Origin of the sequence: Pseudoalteromonas sp. NZS100 (assembly GCF_015864815.1) — a bacterium.
Lineage (GTDB): Bacteria > Pseudomonadota > Gammaproteobacteria > Enterobacterales > Alteromonadaceae > Pseudoalteromonas > Pseudoalteromonas distincta.
The window spans coordinates 1-24,980 of record NZ_JADYWM010000027.1; the positions used below are offsets into that span (position 1 = coordinate 1).

Here is a 24,980-nt window from a genome sequence, read left to right on the forward strand (position 1 = left end):
GGGTGCATAGCTCAGCTGGATAGAGTACTCGGCTACGAACCGAGCGGTCGGAGGTTCGAATCCTCCTGCGCCCACCACTTTATAAACTCTACTTAGAGTAAAAACAAGTAATAGTAAAAATGAAAGCGGGTGCATAGCTCAGCTGGATAGAGTACTCGGCTACGAACCGAGCGGTCGGAGGTTCGAATCCTCCTGCGCCCACCACTTTCATGTTTTCATACACTTTTAAGTGTAAGAAAAATAAACCGATGGAAATCGGTTTTTTTATGCCTGAATTAATACGCTCTGCTTAGAGTTTAAATAAGCAATCTATGAAAGTGGGTGCATAGCTCAGCTGGATAGAGTACTCGGCTACGAACCGAGCGGTCGGAGGTTCGAATCCTCCTGCGCCCACCACTTTCATAAACAAGCCGACATTAAGTCGGTTTTTTTGTGCCTAAAATAAAGTGAAATAAAGTGAAGTGTAGGTTTAGGCGAATTGAGAACCAAGCAGTCGGAGGTTCACTCTTACAAGATACGTCCTACGCCCACCACTTTCATAAACAAGCCGACATTAAGTCGGTTTTTTTGTGCCTGAAATAAAGTGAAATTGGTAGATGGCTAACTTGTAGACGCAGAGCTTGCTCGCGTGAGAAGCGCAGCTTCTAATCTATAAAACTCACAGCACATTTACGAGCTTCGCTCGTCGCGTCAGCAAGCTGCACGCCTACAAGTAAAACCAGCCCTAATCTTTAAATCTAAACTCCGAGCTTATTTATCCGTTGTAGACGCTGAGCTTGCTCGCGTGAGAAGCGCCAGCTTCTAATGGCTATATCTAATCACTATATCTAAGTCCACTTAGCCCCTTTCTAAAGCTGCTCTTTAATATTACCTATGTTATTTTAAACGCCTTGTTTAAAAGGATATTGCAGTATGTTTAAAACCCTATTTATTACGTTATTTTTTATTTTTAGCGCTATTTTTATTGCAAGCGTGCAAGCCAACGAAGCTAATAACTCACTTATGGTAGGTGCGCAGCAATATGCTAAATATTTACCACAGTTAAAAAATAAACGCGTAGGGCTCGTGGTTAATCAAACATCAATGGTAGGGCAAACTCACTTAGTAGATGCGCTGCTGACTAAAAATATTAATATAGCTAAAATTTTTGCACCTGAGCATGGCTTTAGGGGCGATCACGATGCGGGCGCCCATGTAAAAAATGCCGTTGATAGTAAAACAGGTATTCCGCTTATTTCTATTTACGGTAAAAATAAAAAACCAAGCCAAGCTGCTTTAGCCGATGTTGATGTGATTATTTTTGATATTCAAGATGTGGGAGTGCGTTTTTATACCTACATAAGTTCAATGCACTACATGATGGAAGCCGCTGCAGAGCAGGGGATAGAATTTTTGGTGCTCGACAGGCCTAATCCAAATATTGCCTACGTTGATGGGCCAATATTAGAGCCAGAATTTAAATCGTTTGTAGGCATGCACCCAATTCCTGTTTTACACGGCATGACCGTTGGCGAACTTGCTAAAATGATCAAGGGCGAGGGCTGGATCAATAAAGCGCCCGATTTAAAATTAACGGTGATCCCTGTTGATCATTACACTCGCAAAAGTACTTACAGCTTGCCTGTAAAACCCAGCCCTAATTTACCTAACGATCAGGCGATTGCACTTTACCCATCACTTTGCTTTTTTGAAGCAACGCCTATTAGCATTGGTAGAGGCACCGACTTTGCATTTCAAGTAATTGGCTATTCGCCAGTAGCATTAGGTGATTTTAATTTTACACCGCGCGCAATTAAAGGCGCTGCTTTAAACCCTAAATTTAAAAACCAAACCGTGCAAGGGCTCGATTTAAGACAAGTAAACACCACAGGCCTAAATTTAACTTACTTAATAAATGCGTACACGGAGCTTAGTAAAAACAACATCTCGTTTTTTGAGCGCGCTGACTTTATGGATAAGCTAGCGGGTACTAATAAATTGCGCTTAGCTATAGAAGCAGGACAATCAGAAGCGCAAATAAAACAAAGCTGGCAGGCGGGGCTTGCGCAATTTAAAGCGCAAAGAGCGCCTTACTTGTTATATAAATAAGGGCTAAGCATGTTTATTGCTGTAAAAAATCACAGGTGTGGTTATATCAAACAAGCTTTTATAGTGGCATTGAGCTTTATTATTGTGGGTTGTAGTACACCGCCTGAGCCTATTAGCTCGATGCTACCACTTACAAAGAGCCAACTTGTAGAGCTGCCTAATGCACAAGTGGTTGTAACGTTTCCTGAGGTAAATCCAAGTAGCCGGTTTTATGTAAATAACCGAGGAACGTTTAAAGCTTACAAAGGGCGCGGGCAATTATTAATACAAAACCATAACGCACAAAGCGCCGATATTTACATTAATAATCAAAAGCTCGACGTTAACCAACTAAGCGCCAACACCTTATACAATTACAGTTTGGAAAAAAATACTCACAACGGTGTTAATACCTTTAAAGTTGAAAATATTCTCCCTGCTGGCGCAAGTTTAACGCTGCGTTTTGCATTTCCTACTTTAAGCGATGAACCAAAAAAGCATATAGATTTTACTGAAGTAGACATATTAATTGAACGCGATGTAAAAGCAGGTTTTCCTGGGGCTGTGTTGGCCGTTGTTAAAAATGGCGAGCTAATAAAATTAACCGCCTATGGCGATGCAAAGCAATACCAGCAAAGTGATTTAATGCTACTACGCCCAGAGCCCATGCAAACTAATACTTTGTTTGATCTTGCCTCAAACACCAAAATATTTGCCACAAATTTTGCACTTATGAAATTAGTAAGCGAAGGGTTATTAAATATTAATAAACCCGTGCAAAGCTACCTAAGCGAATATAAAGGTGAAGGGCGAGCAAAGCGCACAGTAAAAGACTTACTCACACACAGCGCCGGATACCCGCCAGTATTTGACTTTCATCGTAAAGATGGCAGCTACGGTGACGCGTTTTATTCGCAAAACAGTAAAACCACCAAACAGCTATTACTTACCAGCGTGCCTTTTAGTAGTAAATCATCTGGGCAGCATGTTTACTCAGATATTGATTACATGATTTTAGGCGTGCTAATTGAGCGCATAACTGGGCAGCCCCTTGACGAATACCTAGAGCAGCAAGTGTATGCGCCACTAAAATTAACTAACACGTTATTTAATCCACTTAAAAAAGGCTTTAAGCCGCAGCAATTTGCAGCCACTGAGCTTAGCGGCAACACACGAGACGGGCGCATTAAGTTTGATAATGTTCGCACCGGAGTTTTACAAGGCCAAGTGCATGACGAGCGCGCTTACTACTCTCTTGATGGCGTAGCAGGGCATGCAGGATTATTTAGTAATGCTCACGACTTAGCGGTGCTTTGCCAGCTATTACTAAATAATGGTGGCTACGGCGACCAACAATTATTTAGTGCAAGCGCCTTAGCGCAATTTTTAACGCCGCAAAGCAGCGATGAGACCTACGGGCTTGGCTTTAGGCTTGCTGGTAACAACCAAGCAAGGCGCTGGCACTTTGGCCCTTATGCAAGCGCGCAGGCTTATGGGCACACAGGTTGGACGGGGACAGTGACCGTAGTTGACCCCGCTTACGATTTAGCTATTGTTTTACTTACCAATGCTCGCCATAGCGCAATTAAAGGCTCGCAAAAACGTTACGAATTTACAGGTAAACAATTTGAAACCGCGCAGTACGGATCGGTGGTGTCGCTTATTTATGAAGCGCTACTAAATCAATAAGCTATCGTATAGGTTAAAACGTACTAACAGCATTACTCTAAGTGATTTATTTACAGGTGACTTGAGTAAGGCAATCCATTAAGCTAAGCGGTTTACAAATCTAAGCCAGTTTATGCTGCTAGGCTTAACAAATAAGCGATAAAACGCGTACAAAGCGAGAGTGGCTCGCTAATAATTAAGGTTAACTTTTTATGCATTGGTATTCTATTTTACCGCCGCTAATTGCGATTGCTATCGTGTTTTGGCGAAAAGAAGTGATTATGGCGCTACTTGTTGCTGTTGCTTCTTCTGAGTTTTTACTTGCCCTTCAGGGCGAAGGTAATAGCTTGTTTGACACTTTTTTAAATACCATAGAACGTATTATTTCGGTTGCCAGCTCGCCAGGTAATACACGCATATTAATATTTAGTATTTTAATTGGTGCACTGCTTGCCTACATTCGCGAATCTGGCGGCGTTGCAGCAACTGTTAATATGTTAATGAACAAAGGTATTGCAAAAAGTAAGCGCCAAGTGGGCTTTTTAACCATGTTTACCGGCATTGCGGTGTTTATAGAATCTAACTTGAGCGTACTTACCTCAGGGATTTTATCGCGTGGCTTATTCGACAAATTTAAAATGAGCCGAGCGCGTCTAGCGTACATTATTGATAGCACCAGTGCGCCAGTGTGTATTTTAATACTCCTTAATGGCTGGGGTGCGTTTGTACTTGGTTTGTTAGGTAACTACGAGCTAGGTGAGTCGGCTGTATCAGTGTTATGGGGCAGCGTTGGGTATAACTTTTACGCCATAATTACCCTTGCCATTGTTTTTTATACCATCGCGTTTGATAAAGTGCATGGCCCAATGAAAGAAGCCGAAGAAAAACTAGAGCTTCAAACAACTGACTTAAAAGAAGAAGTAAAAGGCTCTAAAGCGCGTTACATGTTAATCCCGCTTATTACGCTTATTACCAGCATGGTTGGCTTTATGTACTACACCGGTAATGGTGTATTAGCAGAGGGCAGCGGCTCTAAATCAGTATTATATGCAACGGTTTTAGCCATTGTTGTCGCTTACTTTTTAATGATTGGCTCACGTAAATTTACGCATCATCAATTAGTTGATACCGGCTTTAAAGGCATGGGCGAATTAATGCCACTGGTCGCCATTGTACTGCTTTCGCTTACACTTGGCGCAAGCTTAAAAGAGTTGGGTACTGGTGTATTTGTAGCATCACTTGTTGGCGACTACTTACCTATTTACTTAATTGTACCAGTGCTGTTTTTAACCGGCGCAGTTATGTCGTTTACTACAGGTACATCGTGGGGTACGTTTGCTATATTAATCCCAATTGGTGTGCCACTTATTCAAGCGCTAGGTTTACCGCCGTCGCTTGTTGTTGGTGCTATTTTGGGCGGTGGTATATTTGGCGATCACTGCTCGCCTATATCCGACACTAGCGCTGTATCGGCTATTGCATCGGGGTGTGACTTACTCACCCACGTTAAAACGCAGCTACCATATGCCTTATTTGGTGGCGGCCTTACGTTTTTAGCGTACTTAATAACAAGCATTATTGTTTTATAAAATACAATCGCTTAAATAGTCAAAAGCCTGCTTATTGCAGGCTTTTTTGTTTTTAAATTAAGACCGAGGCTAGTAATACCAAGCTTAACGACGCTCTAGCTATTAAATAAACAATTTAAATATAGACTTAAGTACCCGTATTTATATTTTTTAGGTTATTGTATAGCATGAGCTTTAAGCTTTTTGGTAGCTATAAATTCTTACTTTTTAACTCATATAAGGCTGTAAACCCACACTATGTTTGTAATTGATAATATCATTCTCGTTAGTGCCATTTTAATTTTACTTGGAGTGATCTCGAGCAAGTTATCTGCACGCGTTGGCTTACCGGTGCTGGTGCTATTTTTACTTGTAGGCATGCTCGCAGGTGAAGACGGTATTGCAGGTATATCATTCGACAACGCAGAGGCCGCGCATGCTCTGGGTACTCTCGCGCTTGCTATTATTCTATTTGATGGTGGCTTACAAACGCCCACCAGTTCAATTAAACAAGTGTGGAAACCCGCATCTGCTTTAGCAACCATCGGGGTGTTATTTACCGCTATAATTACAGGCCTTGTGGCCACTTATATTTTAGACCTGCCCATATTACAAGGTGTATTACTGGGCGCCATTGTTGGCTCTACAGATGCTGCAGCCGTGTTTGCACTTTTACGAAGTGCGGGTATTCACTTAAATAAAAAGCTTAAATCGACCCTTGAAATAGAAAGCGCCTCGAACGATCCAATGGCTATTTTTCTAACGGTTGGGTTGCTCGAAATGCTCGTTAATGACATGCCAGTAGGGCTGGGTTTACTACAGTTATTTGCTCAACAAATGGGTGTTGGCGCTATTTGTGGTCTTTTAATTGGTAAAATATCGGTTTGGTTTATTAATCGAATTAAACTAAATGCATCGGGTTTGTATTTAGTGATGGTAACCGCATTTGGACTGCTTTCATTTGGCCTTTCTGCAACGCTCGGCGGCAGTGGATTTTTAGCTGTATTTATAACGGGTGTTATTTTAGGGAACAGTAAATTTGTATATAAACGCGGTATTTTTCTGTTTCATGACGGCTTAGCATGGCTTGGGCAAATAACCATGTTTGTTGTATTAGGCCTCCTTATTAATCCGTCGTCATTGGTTGATGTATGGTTAGAAGGATTGCTTATTGCACTGGCACTCATTTTTGTTGCTCGCCCATTAGCTGTAGCGCCTATTTTAAAACTGTTTGGCTTTAATAATCGCGAAACCTTGTTTGTATCTTGGGTTGGCCTTAGGGGCTCAGTACCCATTATTTTAGCTATATTCCCATTACTATTTGGCCTTTCAGGGGCTGAACTTATTTTTAATGTTGTTTTTTTCGTGGTGTTAATTTCAGCCACGTTACAGGGTTCAACAATGCCGTGGATGGCTAAAAAACTAAATTTAGTAGAGCCGCCACCTGATTTGGCTGCTGCAACACTCGAAATCACAGCACTAAACGATATTGATATAGAAATTGTAGAATACACCTTAAGTGATGTTTCTCGGGTTTCTGGGCGCAGTTTGTCACATGCTGCACTTCCTGAGAGTGTGGTTGTTGCTATGATCACACGGGGGCCGTCAATCATACCGCCACGGGGTTCAACTAAGTTAAAACCAAACGATCACTTATTTGTTGTTTTAAAACCCGATAACAGACCTTTTGTTGATTTAGTTTTTACAGCAACCGATAAAACAAACCATCAAGATAGCCACTTAGCCCACAACGAACTTAAAGTGAAAGGGGTAACGTTGGTAGGCGATATATTTTACTCTTACCACATGCATATAGACGCCCCAGAGGGTATAAGCTTGGAAGAAGTGATTAATCAAAAGCTTTCAGGAGAAGTCAGTAAAGGCGATATTGTTGTTATTGGTAATGTGCAAATACGCGTTATAACAATGGTGCATACACGCATAGTTACCATTGGCTTAAAGTATTTAAATAATCCAGAAAAGCGACTTTTAAAGCAGTAATCACTAACAGTGATTTGTTTAGCGCTAGGCTCATGTTTATAGCTAAGTAGGTTGGGTTGAGTGACACGAAACCCAACGGCTCTCCAATCCACTTTGCAGCTTTAACGTTAAATATGCATTGTTTTTGTAGGCGCTTAGCTTGCTAGCGCGTCGGGTGTGAGTAAAGAGGGGCTACCGTTACCCTCTCTTTAGCCACTCAGCGCACGCTTAATCCTTCAAAGCATAATTAATGTGAATGTAAATGGCGAAACTAGGCCATCTATGGCCTAGTTTCGCCTTATCGCGCATATTACTCATCAATTAATTATTTTCAGGGCGTGATGATGGGAAAGGGTGTTAAACGTTAGATTGGTTTTTAGTCTGTCAATATACAAAGCCGACTTTAAAAACCTAACATAAGTAAACTTCTGATTAAGAGCATTTTATTTATGTATGGTTTTAGGTAAACTATTATTCAAATCTCATTCACAAATATGGAATTAAAGTGTACTCAGGAAAACAAGTTATTAAAGCTGGAGAAACACTTTTATTATCCAACCTAAGTGATACAGACCCTGATTTATTTTCTCGTAGTATGGATATTTTGTCTTTTTGGCGCTTTTCATTTGAAGATGCATTAGACACAGCCTTTTCAATATTAGTAAGGGAAACCTTACCACATGATAGTGAAGCAATTTTTGCCAAGAGATTAAAACGCCATCCTTCTATAGTTTCAAAACTAAAACGTTTTGATACGATGAAGCTAAAAAATATGCAAGATATCGGTGGTTGTAGAGTAATTTTAAAGGATGAAAAAAAATTACGCAAAGTAGTCCGAAGTTTAAAATTACTTCCCGAGTTTCAAAATAAAAATAGCAAATATAAATATAAGGATTATATCAAAACACCTAAAAAGGATGGTTATCGAGGGTATCATCTAATAGGGCGCTTTATTGATAGTGAAGGGAAAGAGAAGAGTATTGAAATTCAGTTACGAACAAATATTCAGCACTCTTGGGCGACAGCTTTAGAAATTGTCGACTTATTTACTGGACAAGCTTTGAAATCGAGTATTGGTGAAGATAAATGGAAAGATTTTTTCAGTGCTACTAGTGAACAATTTGAAGTTATTGAAAGGATGCCTTTATATTCTGGGTTACCGCCCCAAGAGTTTGTTTCAAAGTTTGCGAAAAAGTTAAGTTCGAGCAATGATATACAACTAATATATAGTCATAAATTATGCTTGTATTATTTAAAGGATTTAGGTGTTATAGAGCGTTTGGGTGCATTTGCAGGTTCTTTAAAGGTAATTGATAACCAACTTTTAGAAATAGATAGTAAGCCTGGTTACATACTTTTGGTAATTGACTTTGATGAAAATAATTTAACCTCTACTTTGTTTTCGGATGATCTGGAAGGTAAGAGAGACGCCGAAAAAAGTTATATTGAAGCGGAAAAATATGCCGCTGCAGAAGATGGGATTGTCGTTGCACTCGTTTCATCGTCAAATGTAGGCGGAATAAGGGATGCTTATCCAAACTATTTCGCTGATTCTACAAACTTTTTAAAGTATTTAGAATTGTTAACTAAAATTGACAATCCTATTAGGCTAAATATGAAACGTAGAATGAAATTTGCTGGCGAAAGATAGCATTCAGAAAAAGTTTGTGAGTTTTACTTTTTTTGGTTGCCTTTAATAATATTTAAAATGCCACTACGGAACTAAAGGCATTAGGATCTACAAACCTTTACCCCAGCGCCCGCATGTTTAAGCGCAATAATTTGCCCTTTGCCGTTATGCGCCATGGCGAGCATATCACCGGTATTTATATTACTTTCAACCGCGTGTTTACCCTTTAAATCACTTAACAGTGAATGCTTAATTTGCACGAGTACTTCATCATTACAGCTGGCTATGTACCAGTCGTTATCTACCTTCACTAGAGTGCCGTATTCTATGTGACGTTGTTGGTGGCGGCGTAAATCGTTAGCTAATTGACTATCAAGCGCGTGTTTTTGCTCGTTTATAGAGCTTGCGTAGCTACCAGCTTGGTTTATTTCGTGTGTTTTTATAAATGAATAGTCGTGAATGTCTATGGTGTTAAATTCGCTGTTAAGTACAGTTTTAGGCGCGTGGTTAATGCCATCGTCATTATCAAACACAATAAAAGCAAATACACCCAGTGCGCAGGCAAGGCTGGTTAGCTGCAGCGTAAAGCCGAACTTTTTAGGCTTTGTGTGCGTGGCCTTTTTAAGTAGCGTTTTTTGCTGGTCGCTTGTAAGTGTAGTGCGCGCTTTTCGCTCTTTGTAATGTTGTGTGAGCTTTTGGTCAAACTGCTCATCAGGCTTGTTCATTGTTTGCTCCTAATAAACGTTTAAGGTTTTGCTTGGCATAGCGCAGCCTTGTTTTAATGGTCTCAAGGCTGCTTTGCGTTATAAGTTCTATGTCGGTAAGCGAAAAGCCTTCTTGTTGTAAGGTTATGGCTTCGCGCTGTACAAAGCTGAGTTGTTTAAGTGCGGCGTCGAATACTTCGTAACTTATGTTTGAGCTGCCTATATGCGAGTCTCCACTAGTTAAGTCACTGCTATTTAAGTCGCTTTCGCTTTTATCATTTTGTGCTGCTAAATGCGTGTTTTCGTCAAGCTCTACAAAGTGTTGTTGCCTGCGGTATTCGTCAATGAGTGTGTTGCGGGCAAGTTTAAACAACCATGCTTTGGGTGTGGTTTGGGCTTGGTAAAGGTGGCGTTTTTCGATTACTTTTAGCCATGTTTGCTGGCTTACGTCGTATGCTAAATGCGTATTAGATTGCGTAACAAGGTAGTGATATAAGTCGTTACTGTAGAGGGCAATAAGCTGCTCTAAGTAACGATTGTCGCCACTTTTTGCGTAACTTGCCATGCAGTCCTTGCTTGGCGTTTCAAATAACCATGACTTAATACTTAGTAGCATAGGCTCATCGCTTTTATTGTTGTAATTTGAAGTCGAGTTGTACAGTTTGACCTGTTTGTAATTGTGCCACACCTTCAATTACTTTGGGGCGATATTTCCAGCGTTTAATTGCTCGTATTGCTTCGCGGTCAAAGGTGCGTTTTGGCTCGGCGTTAATAACTACTGGGTCGATTACTTCACCGGTGGGCGAAATACTAAAGCTTAGTTGTACCCAACCTTCAATGCCATCGCGTGCGGCTGTGGTTGGGTATTTAGGGTTTATGCGCACTATGGGTGTTGCATCCCCTGTTGGGCGATTAATGGTATTGTTAATGTCGCCACCAAAATCGTCAATCGTAACTGGCGTAAAGTCGCTAATTGCCAACACAGGATCGGCTGATGTATCAAGCGGTGGAGCTTTTTGCGGCACTTTAGGCATTGGCGGTGGCGGCTGTATTTTTTGTATATGCCTGACTTTTGAATCCTCAGGTGCCTGAAAAATTTCTACTATAATATCGTCCCCTGGTTTAACCGGTGCGCGTTGCTCGCCACTTATTAAATATTGCATAAACGCAAAAGCTGCAAAGGTCATTGCGGCGCCGCCGATAACGGCGGTCGATGTTTTAATAAATACTGGGTTGTTAGGTACTTCAAGTGTGTGCATAAGCCGCTCCAAATTTTATTGACCACTACAATTAGGGTGTTTTCAAAGCTATAACGGGTGGCAAATCAAAAAGGGGTGAAATAATTTTATAAAAAATGTGGGGTTTAGTTACAATAGCCATTCGCATTCTTTTACTTATTAACTTTTTAGGCTGTTATGCAACTCATTGAAATAAATAAAGCGCGTTACCGTAAACATTTAAACCGTGTTATTGCAGGATGCGGTATTGGTTTGGCTGTAGGCAGCTTGGCTATATCGCAAACGCTGATTGCTTTATTTCCTGATGAAAGTGGTAGCCACTTTCATTGGAACTTAATAGGCGTTGCTATTACAAGCGTTGGGCTTGCGTGGTTACTTAATAAATACCGTACACATAGCTTTATGACTGAAGTTGTTTATGTGTGGGAGCTTAAAAAAGCACTTAATAAAATAACCCGTAAAATGGCTAAGTTAAAAGCCGCTGGTCGTGAAGGTAATGCCGATGCGTTATTAGCGATTCACTATAGCTACGCGGGCTCTCGGTTATTGTGGCAACTAGACGATAACCTAATCACCATGGACGATTTAGCCATTAAACAAGCTGAGCTTGAATCTGTTGCAGCGCAACATAACGTAACGCTAAACGTTGAAGATTACGATGAAAGCATTTTAAAACAGTTTTAAAGCTTAGGTTTTTAAATTAGTTAGAGGATCCTTAATGAAAAAAGTACTCATAGTGTGTTTAGGTAATATTTGCCGCTCGCCAACCGCAGAGGCGGTATTAAAAGCCCGCGCTAAAAAGCTAGGTGTTAACGTTAAAGTTGATTCGGCGGGGACTATTGGTTACCACGAAGGTAAAACGCCTGATAGCCGTTCAATGGCTGCAGGCGAAAAACGCGGTTACAGCTTTAAAGGTATTTATTCACGTAAAGTGCGTACAAGTGACTTTACTGAGTTTGATTTAATTTTAGCGGCCGATACGCAAAACTTAGCTGATTTAAAAGCCCAGTGCCCTGAGCATCTACAGTACAAATTAGCGCTGTTTTTAGAATATGGCGAGCAGGCCCAAAGCGCTATTCCCGATCCCTATTACGGCGGCGATGATGGCTTTGAAAATGTGCTCAATTTAATAGAAGCGGCAAGCGATAAAATACTCGCTAAAATTTAATCCCTATTTTATTACTAAAGCTAAATTTAACGAGCTTTTAGTCGTATTGCATGGCGTTCCTAAAGTGAGTACATTTTATACTTACTCAAAGGGAACTTTATGAAAATAAAAATATTACTACTCACTTTATCTATTGCTTCTTGTTCTACTTTTGCTAACGATGTTAGTTTTTCGATTGGGGGTGGCTATCCTTATTTAGTTATTCCTGAGGTGTCTTTATCGGCTAACGACGACACACAGCGCTGGTATGCAAACTATAAACTAGGCCTTGATGATGGATTTTCTGCAGGTTTTGAACAAGCGGTTAGCGATAATAAAAAACATGCTTTTGGCGTACTTGTGGGCGCTATTGGTGCAAGAGATACAGACCAAGAGTGTGAAAGTTCAACTAATGATGTAGCAACTGACTTTGCTAATACGCTAGGTTGTGTAATTGGCGGTATTTTTGATGAAGAAACAACAAACGGCATAGGGCTTACGTACAGCTACAACTTTAATGAACTGAACAGCGCTGGTTTTAGATTAGAGCTAGATGTGGGCTACGGTAAAGCAAGCGACAGCAATGAAAAAAGAGCCGATGGCGGTATTAGCGTAAGTTATGAATTTTAACTACGTAGGATTTGTATTAGTTGGTATTAAAAAAGGCGCTAAAAGCGCCTTTTTTAATGAGCCGCTTTTAGTGACGGTTAATTTTAAAGTCGAGTTGTACCTGAGAAATAGCGCTAACAGGTTTGCCATTTTCAAACTTTGGCGCGTAACGCCATTGCTCAAGCGCTGCTTTGGCTGATTTTTCAAATGCGCTGCCGCCTTCAGAGCTAAGTACTTTTGGGTTTTTTACAAAGCCAGCTGCGTCTACCTCAAACTCCATAACAACTCTACCATCGGTACTAAATCTGGCTTTGTTAACTGGGTATTTAGGATTAACACGGTAAAGCGGCGTTTGCTCTTGCGATTCTTTCCATGGCACCATTTGAGCGATAGCTAGGCAATGTTTAGTTGCTTCTTCGCTTTTACCTTGCTTTTCGTACAGACCTACAAGCTTTGAATGAGCTGTTAGCTCTGCACTGTGATCAAAGTTTAAGTTACTATCGAATACAGTAACTATACGGTTTAGCCTTTCAATCGCTTGATTGTATCTTTTACGACCCTCTGCGAATGAGGCCATTAAAAAATCGGCTTTTATGCGCTCTAGTGAGTTTTCAGGTAAGTTTTCTTGGTAGTATTCGTCGGCTTCTTCTAGGTAGTTTTTAGCCTCACGATATTTTTTAGAACTAAACTTTTTAGCCAGTAGCGTTGCAGCTTCAAGTTTCATGTCGGCTACAAACTTAGGGTTATTTTGTGTTTTAGCTATACCTATTACTTGTTCTAAAAAGTTAGCTGCTTTGTAAGCTGATGTTGTGTAGTTAGCTTTTCCGAACAGTGCATCAACTGTTTCTATTGATTGTTTGCCGTGATTAGCCGCTAAAATAGTATGTGCTTCATCATAAAGTGCAAAACGTTGTTCGTTTAGCTCATCGCCGTAGCCTTTAATAGCTTTAGCGTAGTTAATAGCTAAGTTAGCCGTATTGTCGTCGCTTTTACCGTAAACGGCTTTACCTGATGTGTAAGCAAGTTTGGCAGTTTGTTGTACGTTTTCGTCTGCTTTAACTGCTGCTAAATAGCTTTGGTATGCTTGGTTAAATACCGCTTGAGGATCGCTTGCTTGGCTGGCGAATGCTTTAGTGCTTAAAGTTGTTGCGCTTAAAGCAGACAAACTTAAACCTATAAATAAAGCGAGTTGCTGACGTTTCATAATAATCCCTATCGTTGTTTAAAATACAAAATACCAAACGTGCCTATAGGTGTCACTGATTAAGGTAAATCAACGTAAATAACATTGGCGGTTATTTGTATTAATTTATTGCTAATAGTCATTGAAAATAACGCCTGTCGTCGCCATATAATTGCCATAAACAGTCTTGTACTACGGTGTATTTATCCTATTTTGTGATACTATCACTTTATTGTCGTGTCGTAGTTATTTAAATATTTGGATTTGTCGTGGCGCAAGTAAGAGCAAGAGTCCAGCTTAAAGTTGGCAGAAATAGTGATATCCCTGCAGAAATAATCTCATTTACTGATTTAAAAGATGGTAAAGAACATATTGCTATGGTGTTTAACAACGCCGATACAGAGCAAGATGTACCGCTAATTCGTATGCATTCAGAATGCTTAACGGGCGATGTATTTTACTCATCTCGTTGTGATTGTGGTGAGCAGCTAAATGAATGTATTGAAATGATGCACGAGCAAGGCGGTATTTTATTGTATTTACGCCAAGAAGGCCGTGGCATTGGTTTATACAACAAAATAGACGCTTACGTATTGCAATCGCAAGGTATGAACACCTACGAAGCTAATAATCATTTAGGCTTTGCTGATGATTTACGTGACTTTTCGGATGCGGTATTAATGCTCAATGCGCTTAATTTAAGTCACGTTAAATTAATGACTAATAATCCTAAAAAGCTTAATGCATTAAAAGATGCCGGTATTAATGTTGACTCGGTTGTGGGCACACATGCGCACATAAAAGCGGGTGTTGCGGGTAATAAATCGTACCTAGAAACAAAAATTAAGCATGGCGCGCATATGTTAGATATTAAGAAAATTAAAAAACCTTAATCATTTAATTACGTTTCGTCTATTAATCCCCCCTTACGCCAAGTTATACTTGGCGTGTTTCGTTTTAAATTAAGAGCAAGTATGTCTACACAATTACGAATTTTTAAAGCCGATGCAGGGCTAAAGTGGTTAAAAGCCGGATGGCTTATTTTTAAAACCCAGCCAGCAACCTTTATTTTTATGCATTTATTTATTGGCATTGTAGGGCTGCTGTCTTTATTTTTACCGCTGCTGCAAGTAGTAGCAGCACTCGCTACGCCATTTTTAACCGCAGGGTTTTACCAAGCGGTGCTTAGTAAGCAACAGGGCGGAAAAATTATGCTAGCCGATATTCTCAAGCCATTTACGGCTAAGGGAAATCGTTTAGGGTTATTACGTTTAGCACTTTATCAAATGGGTGCGGGTATTTTAATGGCGTTACTTGCTAATGGCTTATTTGCCGATGCAGTGGCTGTTATGAGCCAACCAGGACTTGATCCAAACGTAGCACTTGAGCAAATGCTTGAGAGTATTTCGGGCGCGAATGTCATTTTGTTTTTTATGGCAATGCTAATTTATTTAACGGCGTTTGCTTACGCTGTACCGCTTGTTTATTTTAGTAAAGAAACACGTATTTTAACGGCGCTTAAAAAATCGTTAATGGTGTTTTATCATAACATTTTGCCACTTGGCGTTTTTGGCCTTATTTGCGCATTATTTATGGCGCTTTCGATGTTCTTATCGTTCTTACCACTGTTGATTTTAATGCCGATTTGCTACATTAGCTTTTTTGTATCTTATCAAGCCATTTTTATGCCTGTTGTACCACCGAGTGACGACATTAATGTTAAGCCACTTAGCAGTGAAACAAGCGGACGTTTTGACGCTTAATGGATGATAAATTAAAGCAAAAACTAAAAAACTATGTACTTTGGTTACTAGGGCGCCAAGAATATTCGCGTCGTGAGTTAACGCTCAAATTACAGCAAAAAGAAGCGACAGAAGAGTTTATTGAAACGCTGCTTGATTGGTGCGAAAAGCACAATTTTATTAACGAGCAGCGATACTGTGAAGGCTTTGTAAGAAAACACATATTTAAATGCCACGGGCTTAAGCGAATACAAAGCGAAGCTATGGGCAAAGGGATTGATCGTTCGCTACTTGAAATGGTAGTTGAAGAGCTTGAAATAGATTGGTTTGAGCTTGCGCAGGATGCGTACAATAAAAAATATTCGAATACACCGCCAGATCTCGATTACAAAGATAAAGCTAAGCGCGTGCGCTACTTAATGTATCGGGGTTTTAGCTACGATGAAATTAATTTTGCAATGCAAGCACAGTAAATACAGGTGAGACTTTCAAATGCAGCACATGACTACCGCACAAATTAGGCAACAGTTTTTAGACTTTTTTGCCAGCAAGCAACATCAAATAGTACCTTCTAGCTCGCTTATACCGGGTAACGATGCCACGTTGTTATTTAATAATGCCGGCATGGTGCAATTTAAAGATGTATTTTTAGGCGCAGAAAGCCGCCCTTATACACGTGCGACAAGCTCGCAGCGTTGTGTACGTGCTGGCGGTAAGCATAACGATTTAGAAAACGTAGGCTACACTGCTCGCCACCATACATTTTTTGAAATGTTAGGTAACTTCAGCTTTGGTGATTACTTTAAGCAAGATGCGATTAAGTTTGCGTGGGAGTTTTTAACTGAGGTTGTTAAATTACCTCAAGAAAAACTGCTTGTTACTATTTATCACGATGATGAAGAAGCGTTTGAGTACTGGTCAAAAGATATTGGCTTAAGTGAAGATCGTATTATTCGTATTGCGACCTCAGATAACTTTTGGTCTATGGGCGATACCGGTCCATGTGGTCCGTGTTCTGAAATATTTTATGACCATGGTGAGCATATTTGGGGCGGACCTCCGGGCACTCCCGAGGAAGATGGCGACCGTTTCATCGAAATTTGGAACCTTGTATTTATGCAATACAACCGTCAAAGCGACGGTACAATGTTGCCTCTACCTAAGCAATCTGTTGATACGGGAATGGGCCTTGAGCGTATTTCTGCAATTTTGCAGGGTGTGCATTCAAACTACGAAATCGATTTATTCCAAGGCTTAATTGCAGCAGCTGCAAGTGTAACTAACGCGCAAGATATGGACGATAAGTCACTACGCGTAGTGGCGGATCATATTCGTTCGTGTGCGTTTTTAATCTCTGACGGTGTTATGCCATCTAACGAAGGTCGTGGTTATGTACTACGTCGTATTATTCGTCGTGCTGTGCGCCACGGTAATAAGTTAGGCGCGCAAGGTTCGTTTTTCTATAAATTAGTTGCTGCGCTAATTGAGCAAATGGGTCAAGCGTACCCAGAGCTTGCTAAGCAACAAGAAATTATCGAAAAAGTATTACGCATTGAAGAAGAACAGTTTGGTAAAACACTTGAACGTGGCTTAGCTATTTTAGAAGAAAGCTTAAGTGACCTTAAAGGCGATATTATACCGGGCGACTTAGTATTTAAACTTTACGACACGTATGGTTTTCCAGCTGATTTAACGGCCGATGTTGCGCGTGAGCGCCAGATGACGATTGATCATCAAGGCTTTGAAGAATGCATGGCTGTACAACGTAAAACAGCGCAACAAGCGGGTAAGTTTGGTGCTGATTACAACGAGCAATTAAAATCAGAAAAGCTTACTGAGTTTAAAGGCTACGACAGCACGCACCATAGCGCGACAGTGGTAGAAATTTTTGCCGGTGGCGAAGCTGTTCAGTTATTAGAAGATGGTCAACAAGGTATTGTAGTATTAGACCGCACACCGTTTTACGCTGAATCAGGCGGCCAAACGGGCGACACGGGTACTATTACAGTTGCTGGTGGCGAATTTAATGTTACTAATACCACTAAACTTGGTAATGCTTTTGCTCACCACGGTACTGTGCAAGGCCGCATTGGTGTTAACGATAAAGTGGATGCGACTATTGATGATGCACGCCGCGATAGCATTAAGAAAAACCACACAGCTACACATATTTTACACGAAGCACTACGCCAATTATTAGGCGACCATGTAGGCCAAAAAGGCTCACTTGTTCAGCCTGATCGTTTACGTTTTGACTTTTCGCACTTTGAAGCGGTTACTAAAGATGAGCTACGTGAAATTGAGCGTGTAGTTAATGACGAAATTCGTCGTAACTTCGCACTTAATACTGAGCTTATGGCTATTGATGATGCTAAAGCGAAAGGTGCTATGGCGTTGTTTGGCGAAAAGTACGATGACGAAGTACGTGTAGTTACTATTGGCGACTACTCTATTGAGCTTTGTGGTGGTACTCACGTTGAGCGCGCAGGCGATATTGGTTTATTCAAAATAGTATCTGAAAGCGGTATTGCAGCAGGCGTTCGTCGTATTGAAGCGGTAACTGGTGCTGATGCAGTTGCTTATGTTAGTGAGCAAGAGCAACAATTACATGATGTAGCTGCTTTAGTTAAAGGCGACAGCGCATCGGTACTTGAAAAAGTAACGGCGTTACTTGAAAAGTCTAAAGGTCTTGAAAAGCAAATTGCGCAACTTAACGATAAGTTAGCAAGTGCGGCGGGTGCATCTTTACTTGATTCGATTGTTGAAATTAACGGCGTTAAGCTACTTGTAGCAAATGTTGAAGGTACTGAATCTAAAGCACTTCGCGGTATGGTTGATGACCTTAAAAACAAAATTGGCTCAGGTGTTATTGCACTGGGTGTTGCCAGTGGCGACAAAGTAAGCCTAATTGCTGGTGTTACTAAAGACTTAACAGGCAAAGTAAAAGCCGGTGAGTTAGTTAACCACATGGCAGGCCAAGTAGGTGGTAAAGGTGGCGGTCGTCCAGATATGGCACAAGCTGGTGGTAGTGAGCCACAAAACCTTGCTGCTGCACTAGATAGCGTTACAGCTTGGTTAACTGAGCGTACTTAAGCCTAAGTGGCGCTTATTGTTCAAAAATTCGGTGGCACTTCGGTCGGCTCAATAGAGCGAATTGAAGCAGTCGCCGACCTTGTTGTAAAAACCAGACAACAAGGACATCAAGTGGTTGTGGTGCTCTCGGCTATGTCGGGAGAAACCAACCGCTTAATTAATCTCGCCAAACAAATTGATACTCGCCCGAGTAGCCGTGAACTAGATGTACTTATTAGCACCGGAGAGCAGGTTTCTGTATCACTACTTGCTATGGCCATCATAAAACGTGGCCACTCTGCTGTGAGCCTATTAGCCGATCAAGTCAATATTTTAACCGATAACATGTTTGGTAAAGCTCGTATTGCAGAGGTTGCTGCTACGCGTTTGAAGCATGAGCTTGAGCATAATCGTATTGCTATTATTGCTGGGTTTCAGGGGCGTGATGTTGAGGGCAACATTACAACGCTTGGGCGCGGCGGTACCGATACATCGGCTGTGGAAATAGCTGCGGCTATAAAAGCTGACGAATGCCAGATCTATACAGACGTTGACGGCGTATATACTACAGATCCTCGTGTTGAACCTAACGCGCGCAGAATGAGCCAAGTTACCTTTGCCGAAATGCTAGAACTGGCAAGTTTAGGGGCGAAAGTTTTGCATATTCGCTCAGTAGAAGCCGCAGGAAAACATAATGTGCCACTTAGGGTGCTTTCGAGCTTTAATCCCGATGAAGGTACATTAATAAGTTTTGAGGAGAACGATATGCCAAGCAAGGTTGTATCGGGGATTGCGTTTAATCGTGACGAATGTTTAATTAAGGTACAAGGTGTGCCAACGGGCACGCAATATCTTTCAAAAATATTGAAACTTTTTGCCGAAAATGGCATCGAAATAGATATGATTAATCAAGTTAATCATAACTTTGAAAAAATAGACTATGCTTTTACTGTGCACTCGAATGATTATCTGCAAGCACTTGAATTATTGAGTGAAGATCAAGCTCAGCTCAGTGCTCAAAATGTAAGCGGATTGCAAGCAGTTGCTAAAGTTTCTGCTGTTGGCATGGGTATGAAATCACATTCTGGTGTCGCTAGTTTATTTTTTGATGCATTAGCGCAGGAAAATATTAATGTGGTTTTAGTCTCGACTTCAGAGATTAAAATTTCAGTTTTAATAGATGAAAAGTACTTAGAGTTGGCTGTTCGTGCATTACACAAGGCATTTTTAACAGAAAATGGATAGATTGCGAGTTTTTACTTACTTTTCAGTCTAATTTTCATTAGTATGTTTAAGCGGAATCTTATAATTTTTATTGGAACATGGGAGCAAGAGAATGCTAATACTAACTCGTAGAGTAGGTGAAACCCTAATGATTGGTGACGAAGTAACAGTTACTGTTCTAGGTGTTAAAGGAAATCAAGTTCGAATCGGTGTTAATGCACCAAAAGACGTATCAGTGCATCGTGAAGAGATTTACATGCGCATACAAGCTGAAAAGTCGAACCCTAATCCGGGCAATGCTTAATCAACACGTATACGTAGTTGAGTAATTAACTCAACTAGTCAAAAAGCCACTCACTGAGTGGCTTTTTTGTTTATAAAAGCGAGTGTTTCAGGACTAAGCGTTTGTTTTGATATGTACTGCATGCTGCTTTTGTTTTTAATAATAATACCTTGCTGGGTGTCTATTACTTCGCTTATATTTTGCCATTCTAATTGATAGCTTTTGTAATGATTAGCAGATTTAATACCTTCTTCATCAAAGGTAAGTGTTACCTCAGAGCCTGATGCTCTGCTGAGCATTTGTCTGGTTACCCACCATGGTCTGCGATAGTAAAAAGCGACGCACTCGAGTACCGCTAACATGATCATAAACGATCCTAAGTAATGATCGTCTAAAACATAAATGCCAAATAAACCAAGCGCAACTAACAACACAAGTAAAAAGTATTTAGGTTTTGCACGCTTACTATAAGGGAGTGACTCATCAAAACACTCGTAAAAGTAGGGTTTATCTAATGTGTAGGTGGTTGTGAATGCCATTTTGCCTTGCTTTAAATATCGTTTTTTTTATTTTAACAAGCTAACTGCTAAATGAGCAGCTTTATAGTCAGTGATTTTATTACTGGCACAAAAAAACGGCTCGAAAGCCGTTTTTTTAGCGGTACAAGAAGAATTAACAGTTAGTTTCTTCAGCGTTCACGCCTTCTTTAACATTTTCACATGCATCTTCAACAGAGTTTTGCACGTCAGTTACTGCTTCGTCGATACGTTCGCCAGCATCTTCTGCATGGTTGTCTTCACAACCCATCATGAAAAAACCTGCAAATACTGCGATTAGTGCTGCTTTTAAAGTTGTAGAGTTCATAGTGTAATTCCTTGTAAGTATTAATTAAATTTTAGTGTTTGTTAGTTGAATGCTTTATCTACCTGGGTGATTTACCACGTAGTGCACCTGAAACTAATGAAATCACTAAAAGTACTAAAAAGATAAAAAATATAATTTTTGCTATACCAGCTGCGGCACCTGCGATGCCACCAAAACCTAACACTGCAGCGATTAAAGCAATAACTAAAAATGTAATTGTCCAGCGTAACATTGTTTTCTCCTTGGTTATCAAATTTGCTCATAATAACTAATGCCAGTTATATGCCAAAGTTTATTTGGTATAAATATCAATTGGTTATGGTTTTTTGTTGTTACTCTAGTTATTAGTTGGTTAGTAACTTTTACGCTTTGTTATGTAAGTTATTCACACTGTTGCAAATAACTGCTAAATGTTCACTAAATAAACTTATTTTGGTAAGACCAATTAACAATTAGTGTGTGGCTTTGTATTTAATATTAAGAATTAGTGTTTATTTTTACTTGGCTTGATAGTTAATTAACAACTTCCATATAACTATTAGCTATAGTCGTTATTTCTTGTATGTATTGTAGAGCGCGTGATTGCTGAGTTATAGCATGTAAATTAATTGAGTGTTATGTTGTTTATTGTTTAATTGGTTTTACCAATTTACAAGATGTAGACAAAGCGATTAGTTTTGTTATTATCCAGTGAATAAATATTTAATTAAATCGATTTTTTATTTTCGATATGGGTTTCAAGGGGAGAAAAATGGATATAGGTGCTCTACTCACAACGGCTGGTAACTTAATGCTTACTGGCATGGTTGGAGTGTTTGTATTTCTGTCGATATTAATTGGTGCAGTAACGCTTATGTCTAATTTGGTGACGCGCTTTAGCAAACCTGACGTGGCGACACCAGTTAAATCACCATCTTTTAAATCTCAAGGTGTGCCTAATGAGCACATCGCTGCTATTAGTGCTGCCATTGCTCAGTACAAATCAAATAATAAATAAGGGGCACACACATGGCTAAATTAAAATTAACAGAATTGGTATTGCGCGATGCTCACCAATCATTATTAGCAACGCGTATGCGCCTAGACGATATGCTACCGATTGCTAGCAAATTAGACGATGCGGGTTATTGGTCTATTGAATCGTGGGGCGGTGCTACATTTGACTCGTGTATTCGTTATTTAGGCGAAGATCCTTGGGAGCGTATTCGTGCACTTAAAAAAGCGATGCCTAATACTAAGCAGCAAATGCTATTACGCGGTCAAAACTTATTAGGTTACCGCCATTACGCTGATGACGTTGTTGAAAAGTTTGTAGAACGTGCACATAAAAATGGCGTTGATGTATTTCGTATATTTGATGCAATGAACGATGTTCGCAATCTAGAAACAGCTATTAAAGCGGCTGTAAAAGTAGGCGCTCACGCTCAAGGTACTATTTCGTACACAGTTAGCCCTGTTCATACACTTGATATGTGGCTAACTCTTGCAAAGCAGCTTGAAGATATGGGTTGTCATTCAATTTGTATTAAAGATATGGCGGGTTTATTAAAGCCGTACGATGCTGAAAAACTAATTAAAGCACTTAAAGAAACTGTATCTATTCCAATTGCTATGCAGTGCCACGCTACAACAGGTTTAAGTACTGCTACTTACCAAAAAGCAATTGATGCTGGCATTGATATGCTCGATACCGCTATTTCATCAATGAGTATGACTTATGGACATTCTGCAACTGAAACTATTGTATCGATAGTTGAAGGAACTGAGCGCGATACTGAGCTTGATTTAAACCACCTAGAAGAAATTGCTGCTTACTTTAGAGATGTACGTAAAAAATATGCGGCATTTGAAGGTAGCTTAAAAGGGGTTGATGGGCGCATTTTATTAGCTCAAGTACCTGGTGGCATGCTTACAAACATGGAAAACCAACTTAAAGAGCAAGGCGCAGCCGATAAGCTTAATGAGGTTTTACTTGAGATCCCACGTGTACGTGAAGATCTTGGCTTTTTACCTTTAGTAACACCAACGTCGCAAATTGTTGGCACTCAAGCGGTACTTAATGTGCTAACGGGTGAGCGTTATAAAACAATTACTAAAGAAACTGCTGGCGTATTAAAAGGTGAATATGGCTTAACACCAGCACCAATGAATAAAGAGCTACAAGAGCGCGTGCTTGATGGAGCGGAAGTTATTACTTGTCGCCCTGCTGATAACATTGCACCTGAGCTTGCAACGCTTGAAGCTGAGTTATTAAAAGAAGCACAAGAGCAAGGTTTAACACTTGCTGATGATCAAATTGATGACGTATTAACTTATGCATTATTCCCACAAGTTGGTTTGAAGTTTATTAAAAACCGCAACAACCCAGATGCATTTGAGCCAGTACCTTCTGTTGAAGATAAAAGCAGTAAAGCACCTTCTAAATCAGTTTCAAATAGTAACAAAGTGAAGGCTGAGCAGTACAGTGTAAAAGTAGATGGTAAAGTTTATGACGTAGTAGTAGCGCAAGGTGGTGAACTTAAAGAAGTAACATTAAAAGACTCTGAGCACATTCCTCAATCTGCTTCGGTTGCATCAGGTGAAACACTTAACGCGCCTCTAGCCGGTAATATTTTTAAGATTAAGGTAAAAGCTGGGCAAGTTGTTAACGAAGGCGATGTAGTGATTATTATGGAAGCCATGAAAATGGAAACTGAAATACGGGCTACGCATACCGGAACAATTGCTGAAGTGTTAGTTAGTGAAGGCGATGCTGTAACTACCGGCGACGCTATGATTGCATTAGCTTAGGAGTAAATAGAGGATGGAAGGTATTTTAAACCTCTGGAATGCGACAGGCATTGCTAACTTTACAATCCCATCGTTAATAATGATTGCGGTAGGGTGTTTATTACTGTTTTTAGCAATAGCTAAAGGCTTTGAACCACTATTATTGCTACCTATTGGTTTTGGTGCAATTTTAACAAATGTACCAGTGGCAGGTTTGTCAGACCCAGGTGGGCTTTTGTACTACGTTTATTATGTGGGTATTGATACGGGGATTTTTCCGCTGTTGATATTTATGGGAGTAGGGGCGCTGACCGACTTTAGCGCGCTTATTGCAAATCCACGTATGTTGTTATTAGGTGCGGCTGCACAGTTTGGTATTTTTGCTACATTGTTTGGCGCTATATTACTTAACTATGTGCCAGGTTTTGAATTTACTCTACAGGACGCATCGGCTATTGCCATTATAGGTGGTGCCGATGGACCTACTGCAATATTTTTAGCATCTAAACTGGCACCTGATTTACTAGGCGCAATAGCAGTAGCTGCGTATTCATATATGGCACTTGTGCCAATTATTCAGCCGCCAATTATGCGTGCATTAACAACCCCAGAAGAACGTAAAATAAAAATGCCAGAGCTTCGCAAAGTATCTAAAAAGGAAAAGATTATTTTCCCTCTTATGGTGCTTAGTTTAACAGCTATGTTTTTACCGGCTGCTATACCGCTGGTAGGTATGTTTTGTTTAGGTAACTTAATGCGAGAGTCGGGTGTTGTTGATAGATTAAGTAACAGTGCTCAAAACGAAATCATCAATGTTACAACTATATTTTTAGGCTTAGCTGTTGGTTCAAAGCTTGCTGCAGATAAGTTTTTAACTGTTGAGACGATTGGTATTTTAGTGCTTGGCGCACTGGCTTTTGCAATTGGTACGGCATCTGGCGTATTTATGGCAAAAGGACTTAACCGAATATCTAAAACGCCTATAAACCCATTAATTGGGGCAGCAGGTGTATCGGCTGTGCCAATGGCGGCACGAGTAGTTAATAAAGTTGGCCTTGAAAGTAACCCACATAATTTTTTACTTATGCATGCAATGGGACCCAACGTAGCGGGTGTACTTGGTAGTGCAGTTGCTGCGGGTATTTTATTAGCACTTGTTGGCTAAAAATGTAATTTAAAATAGATTAACCATTAAGCGCAGTTTACTGCGCTTTTTTTTGTTCTTAATTTGT

The 24,980-nt window shown here is 40.2% G+C and carries 24 protein-coding genes and 3 tRNA genes; 20 read left to right on the forward strand and 7 right to left on the reverse strand.

The features are described from left to right. The 8 genes from I6E69_RS18965 (at window position 1) to I6E69_RS19000 (ending at window position 8,934) form a co-directional block, all read left to right on the forward strand. Window positions 1–77, forward strand: a tRNA-Arg gene (locus tag I6E69_RS18965). A 50-nt stretch (window positions 78–127) separates the two neighbouring features. Further along, a tRNA-Arg gene (locus I6E69_RS18970) sits at window positions 128–204 on the forward strand. A 115-nt stretch (window positions 205–319) separates the two neighbouring features. Further along, a tRNA-Arg gene (locus I6E69_RS18975) sits at window positions 320–396 on the forward strand. A gap of 516 nt (window positions 397–912) precedes the next feature. Beyond that, window positions 913–2,088 carry an exo-beta-N-acetylmuramidase NamZ domain-containing protein gene (locus I6E69_RS18980; RefSeq protein ID WP_197121937.1) on the forward strand — a complete coding sequence of 392 codons (1,176 nt, stop codon included), beginning with the start codon at window positions 913–915 and terminating at the stop codon, window positions 2,086–2,088. 9 nt (window positions 2,089–2,097) lie between these two features. Beyond that, entirely contained in the window at window positions 2,098–3,756 is a 1,659-nt protein-coding gene (pbp4b, locus tag I6E69_RS18985) for a penicillin binding protein PBP4B (protein WP_197121939.1), read from the forward strand. Window positions 3,757–3,947: 191 nt separating this feature from the next. Next, entirely contained in the window at window positions 3,948–5,324 is a 1,377-nt protein-coding gene (locus I6E69_RS18990) for a Na+/H+ antiporter NhaC family protein (RefSeq protein WP_002961918.1), read from the forward strand. A 237-nt stretch (window positions 5,325–5,561) separates the two neighbouring features. Beyond that, entirely contained in the window at window positions 5,562–7,304 is a 1,743-nt protein-coding gene (locus I6E69_RS18995) for a potassium/proton antiporter (RefSeq protein WP_197121941.1), read from the forward strand. 484 nt (window positions 7,305–7,788) lie between these two features. After that, the gene (locus tag I6E69_RS19000; RefSeq protein WP_149603198.1) at window positions 7,789–8,934 is read left to right on the forward strand and encodes a RelA/SpoT domain-containing protein; all 1,146 of its coding nucleotides are present in this window, start codon (window positions 7,789–7,791) and stop codon (window positions 8,932–8,934) included. Window positions 8,935–9,014: 80 nt separating this feature from the next. Here the strand turns inward: I6E69_RS19000 and I6E69_RS19005 are convergent, their stop codons facing one another. The 3 genes from I6E69_RS19005 to I6E69_RS19015 are packed head-to-tail and all read right to left on the reverse strand — an operon-like array spanning window position 9,015 to window position 10,876. Further along, complete coding sequence (locus tag I6E69_RS19005) at window positions 9,015–9,638, reverse strand: hypothetical protein (protein WP_197121943.1); 624 nt, start codon at window positions 9,636–9,638, stop codon at window positions 9,015–9,017. Further along, window positions 9,625–10,233: a sigma-70 family RNA polymerase sigma factor gene (locus I6E69_RS19010; protein WP_231619826.1), complete on the reverse strand. Its 609-nt coding sequence runs from the start codon at window positions 10,231–10,233 to the stop codon at window positions 9,625–9,627. Before I6E69_RS19010 ends, I6E69_RS19005 begins: the two co-directional genes overlap by 14 nt. 13 nt (window positions 10,234–10,246) lie before the next feature. Next, window positions 10,247–10,876: an energy transducer TonB gene (locus tag I6E69_RS19015; protein WP_197121945.1), complete on the reverse strand. Its 630-nt coding sequence runs from the start codon at window positions 10,874–10,876 to the stop codon at window positions 10,247–10,249. 156 nt (window positions 10,877–11,032) lie between these two features. On the opposite strand from I6E69_RS19015, the gene I6E69_RS19020 reads away from it, so the two are divergent. The 3 genes from I6E69_RS19020 (at window position 11,033) to I6E69_RS19030 (ending at window position 12,632) form a co-directional block, all read left to right on the forward strand. Further along, a complete protein-coding gene (locus tag I6E69_RS19020; RefSeq protein WP_024606258.1) occupies window positions 11,033–11,539 on the forward strand; it encodes a DUF3087 domain-containing protein in 507 nt (168 codons plus the stop codon). A 34-nt stretch (window positions 11,540–11,573) separates the two neighbouring features. Continuing rightward, a complete protein-coding gene (locus I6E69_RS19025; RefSeq protein WP_002961928.1) occupies window positions 11,574–12,023 on the forward strand; it encodes a low molecular weight protein-tyrosine-phosphatase in 450 nt (149 codons plus the stop codon). 99 nt (window positions 12,024–12,122) lie between these two features. After that, a complete protein-coding gene (locus I6E69_RS19030) occupies window positions 12,123–12,632 on the forward strand; it encodes a hypothetical protein (protein ID WP_149603193.1) in 510 nt (169 codons plus the stop codon). A 67-nt stretch (window positions 12,633–12,699) separates the two neighbouring features. Here the strand turns inward: I6E69_RS19030 and I6E69_RS19035 are convergent, their stop codons facing one another. After that, window positions 12,700–13,815 carry an energy transducer TonB gene (locus I6E69_RS19035; RefSeq protein WP_197121947.1) on the reverse strand — a complete coding sequence of 372 codons (1,116 nt, stop codon included), beginning with the start codon at window positions 13,813–13,815 and terminating at the stop codon, window positions 12,700–12,702. Window positions 13,816–14,063: 248 nt separating this feature from the next. On the opposite strand from I6E69_RS19035, the gene ribA reads away from it, so the two are divergent. The 6 genes from ribA to csrA all read left to right on the forward strand — a co-directional run bounded on the left by ribA (window position 14,064) and on the right by csrA (window position 20,136). Further along, window positions 14,064–14,687, forward strand: a complete 624-nt coding sequence (gene ribA / locus I6E69_RS19040) for a GTP cyclohydrolase II (RefSeq protein WP_002961931.1) — start codon at window positions 14,064–14,066, stop codon at window positions 14,685–14,687. Between the two features lie 81 nt (window positions 14,688–14,768). Beyond that, window positions 14,769–15,557, forward strand: a complete 789-nt coding sequence (locus tag I6E69_RS19045) for a BPSS1780 family membrane protein (RefSeq protein ID WP_007378958.1) — start codon at window positions 14,769–14,771, stop codon at window positions 15,555–15,557. Beyond that, window positions 15,557–16,009, forward strand: a complete 453-nt coding sequence (locus tag I6E69_RS19050) for a regulatory protein RecX (protein WP_002961933.1) — start codon at window positions 15,557–15,559, stop codon at window positions 16,007–16,009. Before I6E69_RS19045 ends, I6E69_RS19050 begins: the two co-directional genes overlap by 1 nt. A gap of 19 nt (window positions 16,010–16,028) precedes the next feature. After that, window positions 16,029–18,629, forward strand: a complete 2,601-nt coding sequence (alaS, locus tag I6E69_RS19055; RefSeq protein WP_008138921.1) for an alanine--tRNA ligase — start codon at window positions 16,029–16,031, stop codon at window positions 18,627–18,629. Between the two features lie 6 nt (window positions 18,630–18,635). Continuing rightward, window positions 18,636–19,853: an aspartate kinase gene (locus I6E69_RS19060; protein WP_039486415.1), complete on the forward strand. Its 1,218-nt coding sequence runs from the start codon at window positions 18,636–18,638 to the stop codon at window positions 19,851–19,853. Window positions 19,854–19,944: 91 nt separating this feature from the next. Next, a complete protein-coding gene (csrA, locus tag I6E69_RS19065) occupies window positions 19,945–20,136 on the forward strand; it encodes a carbon storage regulator CsrA (protein WP_004587515.1) in 192 nt (63 codons plus the stop codon). 50 nt (window positions 20,137–20,186) lie between these two features. On the opposite strand, the gene I6E69_RS19070 is transcribed toward csrA, so the two are convergent. The 3 genes from I6E69_RS19070 to I6E69_RS19080 form a co-directional block, all read right to left on the reverse strand. Next, window positions 20,187–20,654 (reverse strand): YcxB family protein, encoded by a 468-nt coding sequence (locus I6E69_RS19070; protein WP_197121949.1) that lies wholly within the window; start codon window positions 20,652–20,654, stop codon window positions 20,187–20,189. A gap of 133 nt (window positions 20,655–20,787) precedes the next feature. Further along, window positions 20,788–20,979 carry a hypothetical protein gene (locus I6E69_RS19075; RefSeq protein WP_002961938.1) on the reverse strand — a complete coding sequence of 64 codons (192 nt, stop codon included), beginning with the start codon at window positions 20,977–20,979 and terminating at the stop codon, window positions 20,788–20,790. Window positions 20,980–21,037: 58 nt separating this feature from the next. Continuing rightward, complete coding sequence (locus tag I6E69_RS19080) at window positions 21,038–21,211, reverse strand: DUF1328 domain-containing protein (protein WP_002961939.1); 174 nt, start codon at window positions 21,209–21,211, stop codon at window positions 21,038–21,040. 519 nt (window positions 21,212–21,730) lie between these two features. On the opposite strand from I6E69_RS19080, the gene I6E69_RS19085 reads away from it, so the two are divergent. From I6E69_RS19085 to I6E69_RS19095, 3 genes are read left to right on the forward strand one after another with little or no spacing between them, the layout of a single operon-like run. Beyond that, window positions 21,731–21,976, forward strand: coding sequence for an OadG family protein (locus tag I6E69_RS19085; RefSeq protein ID WP_197121951.1), 246 nt, complete (start codon window positions 21,731–21,733; stop codon window positions 21,974–21,976). An 11-nt stretch (window positions 21,977–21,987) separates the two neighbouring features. After that, complete coding sequence (oadA, locus tag I6E69_RS19090) at window positions 21,988–23,769, forward strand: sodium-extruding oxaloacetate decarboxylase subunit alpha (RefSeq protein WP_002961941.1); 1,782 nt, start codon at window positions 21,988–21,990, stop codon at window positions 23,767–23,769. Between the two features lie 13 nt (window positions 23,770–23,782). Next, complete coding sequence (locus I6E69_RS19095) at window positions 23,783–24,913, forward strand: sodium ion-translocating decarboxylase subunit beta (RefSeq protein ID WP_002961942.1); 1,131 nt, start codon at window positions 23,783–23,785, stop codon at window positions 24,911–24,913. The last annotated feature ends 67 nt before the right edge of the window (window positions 24,914–24,980 follow it).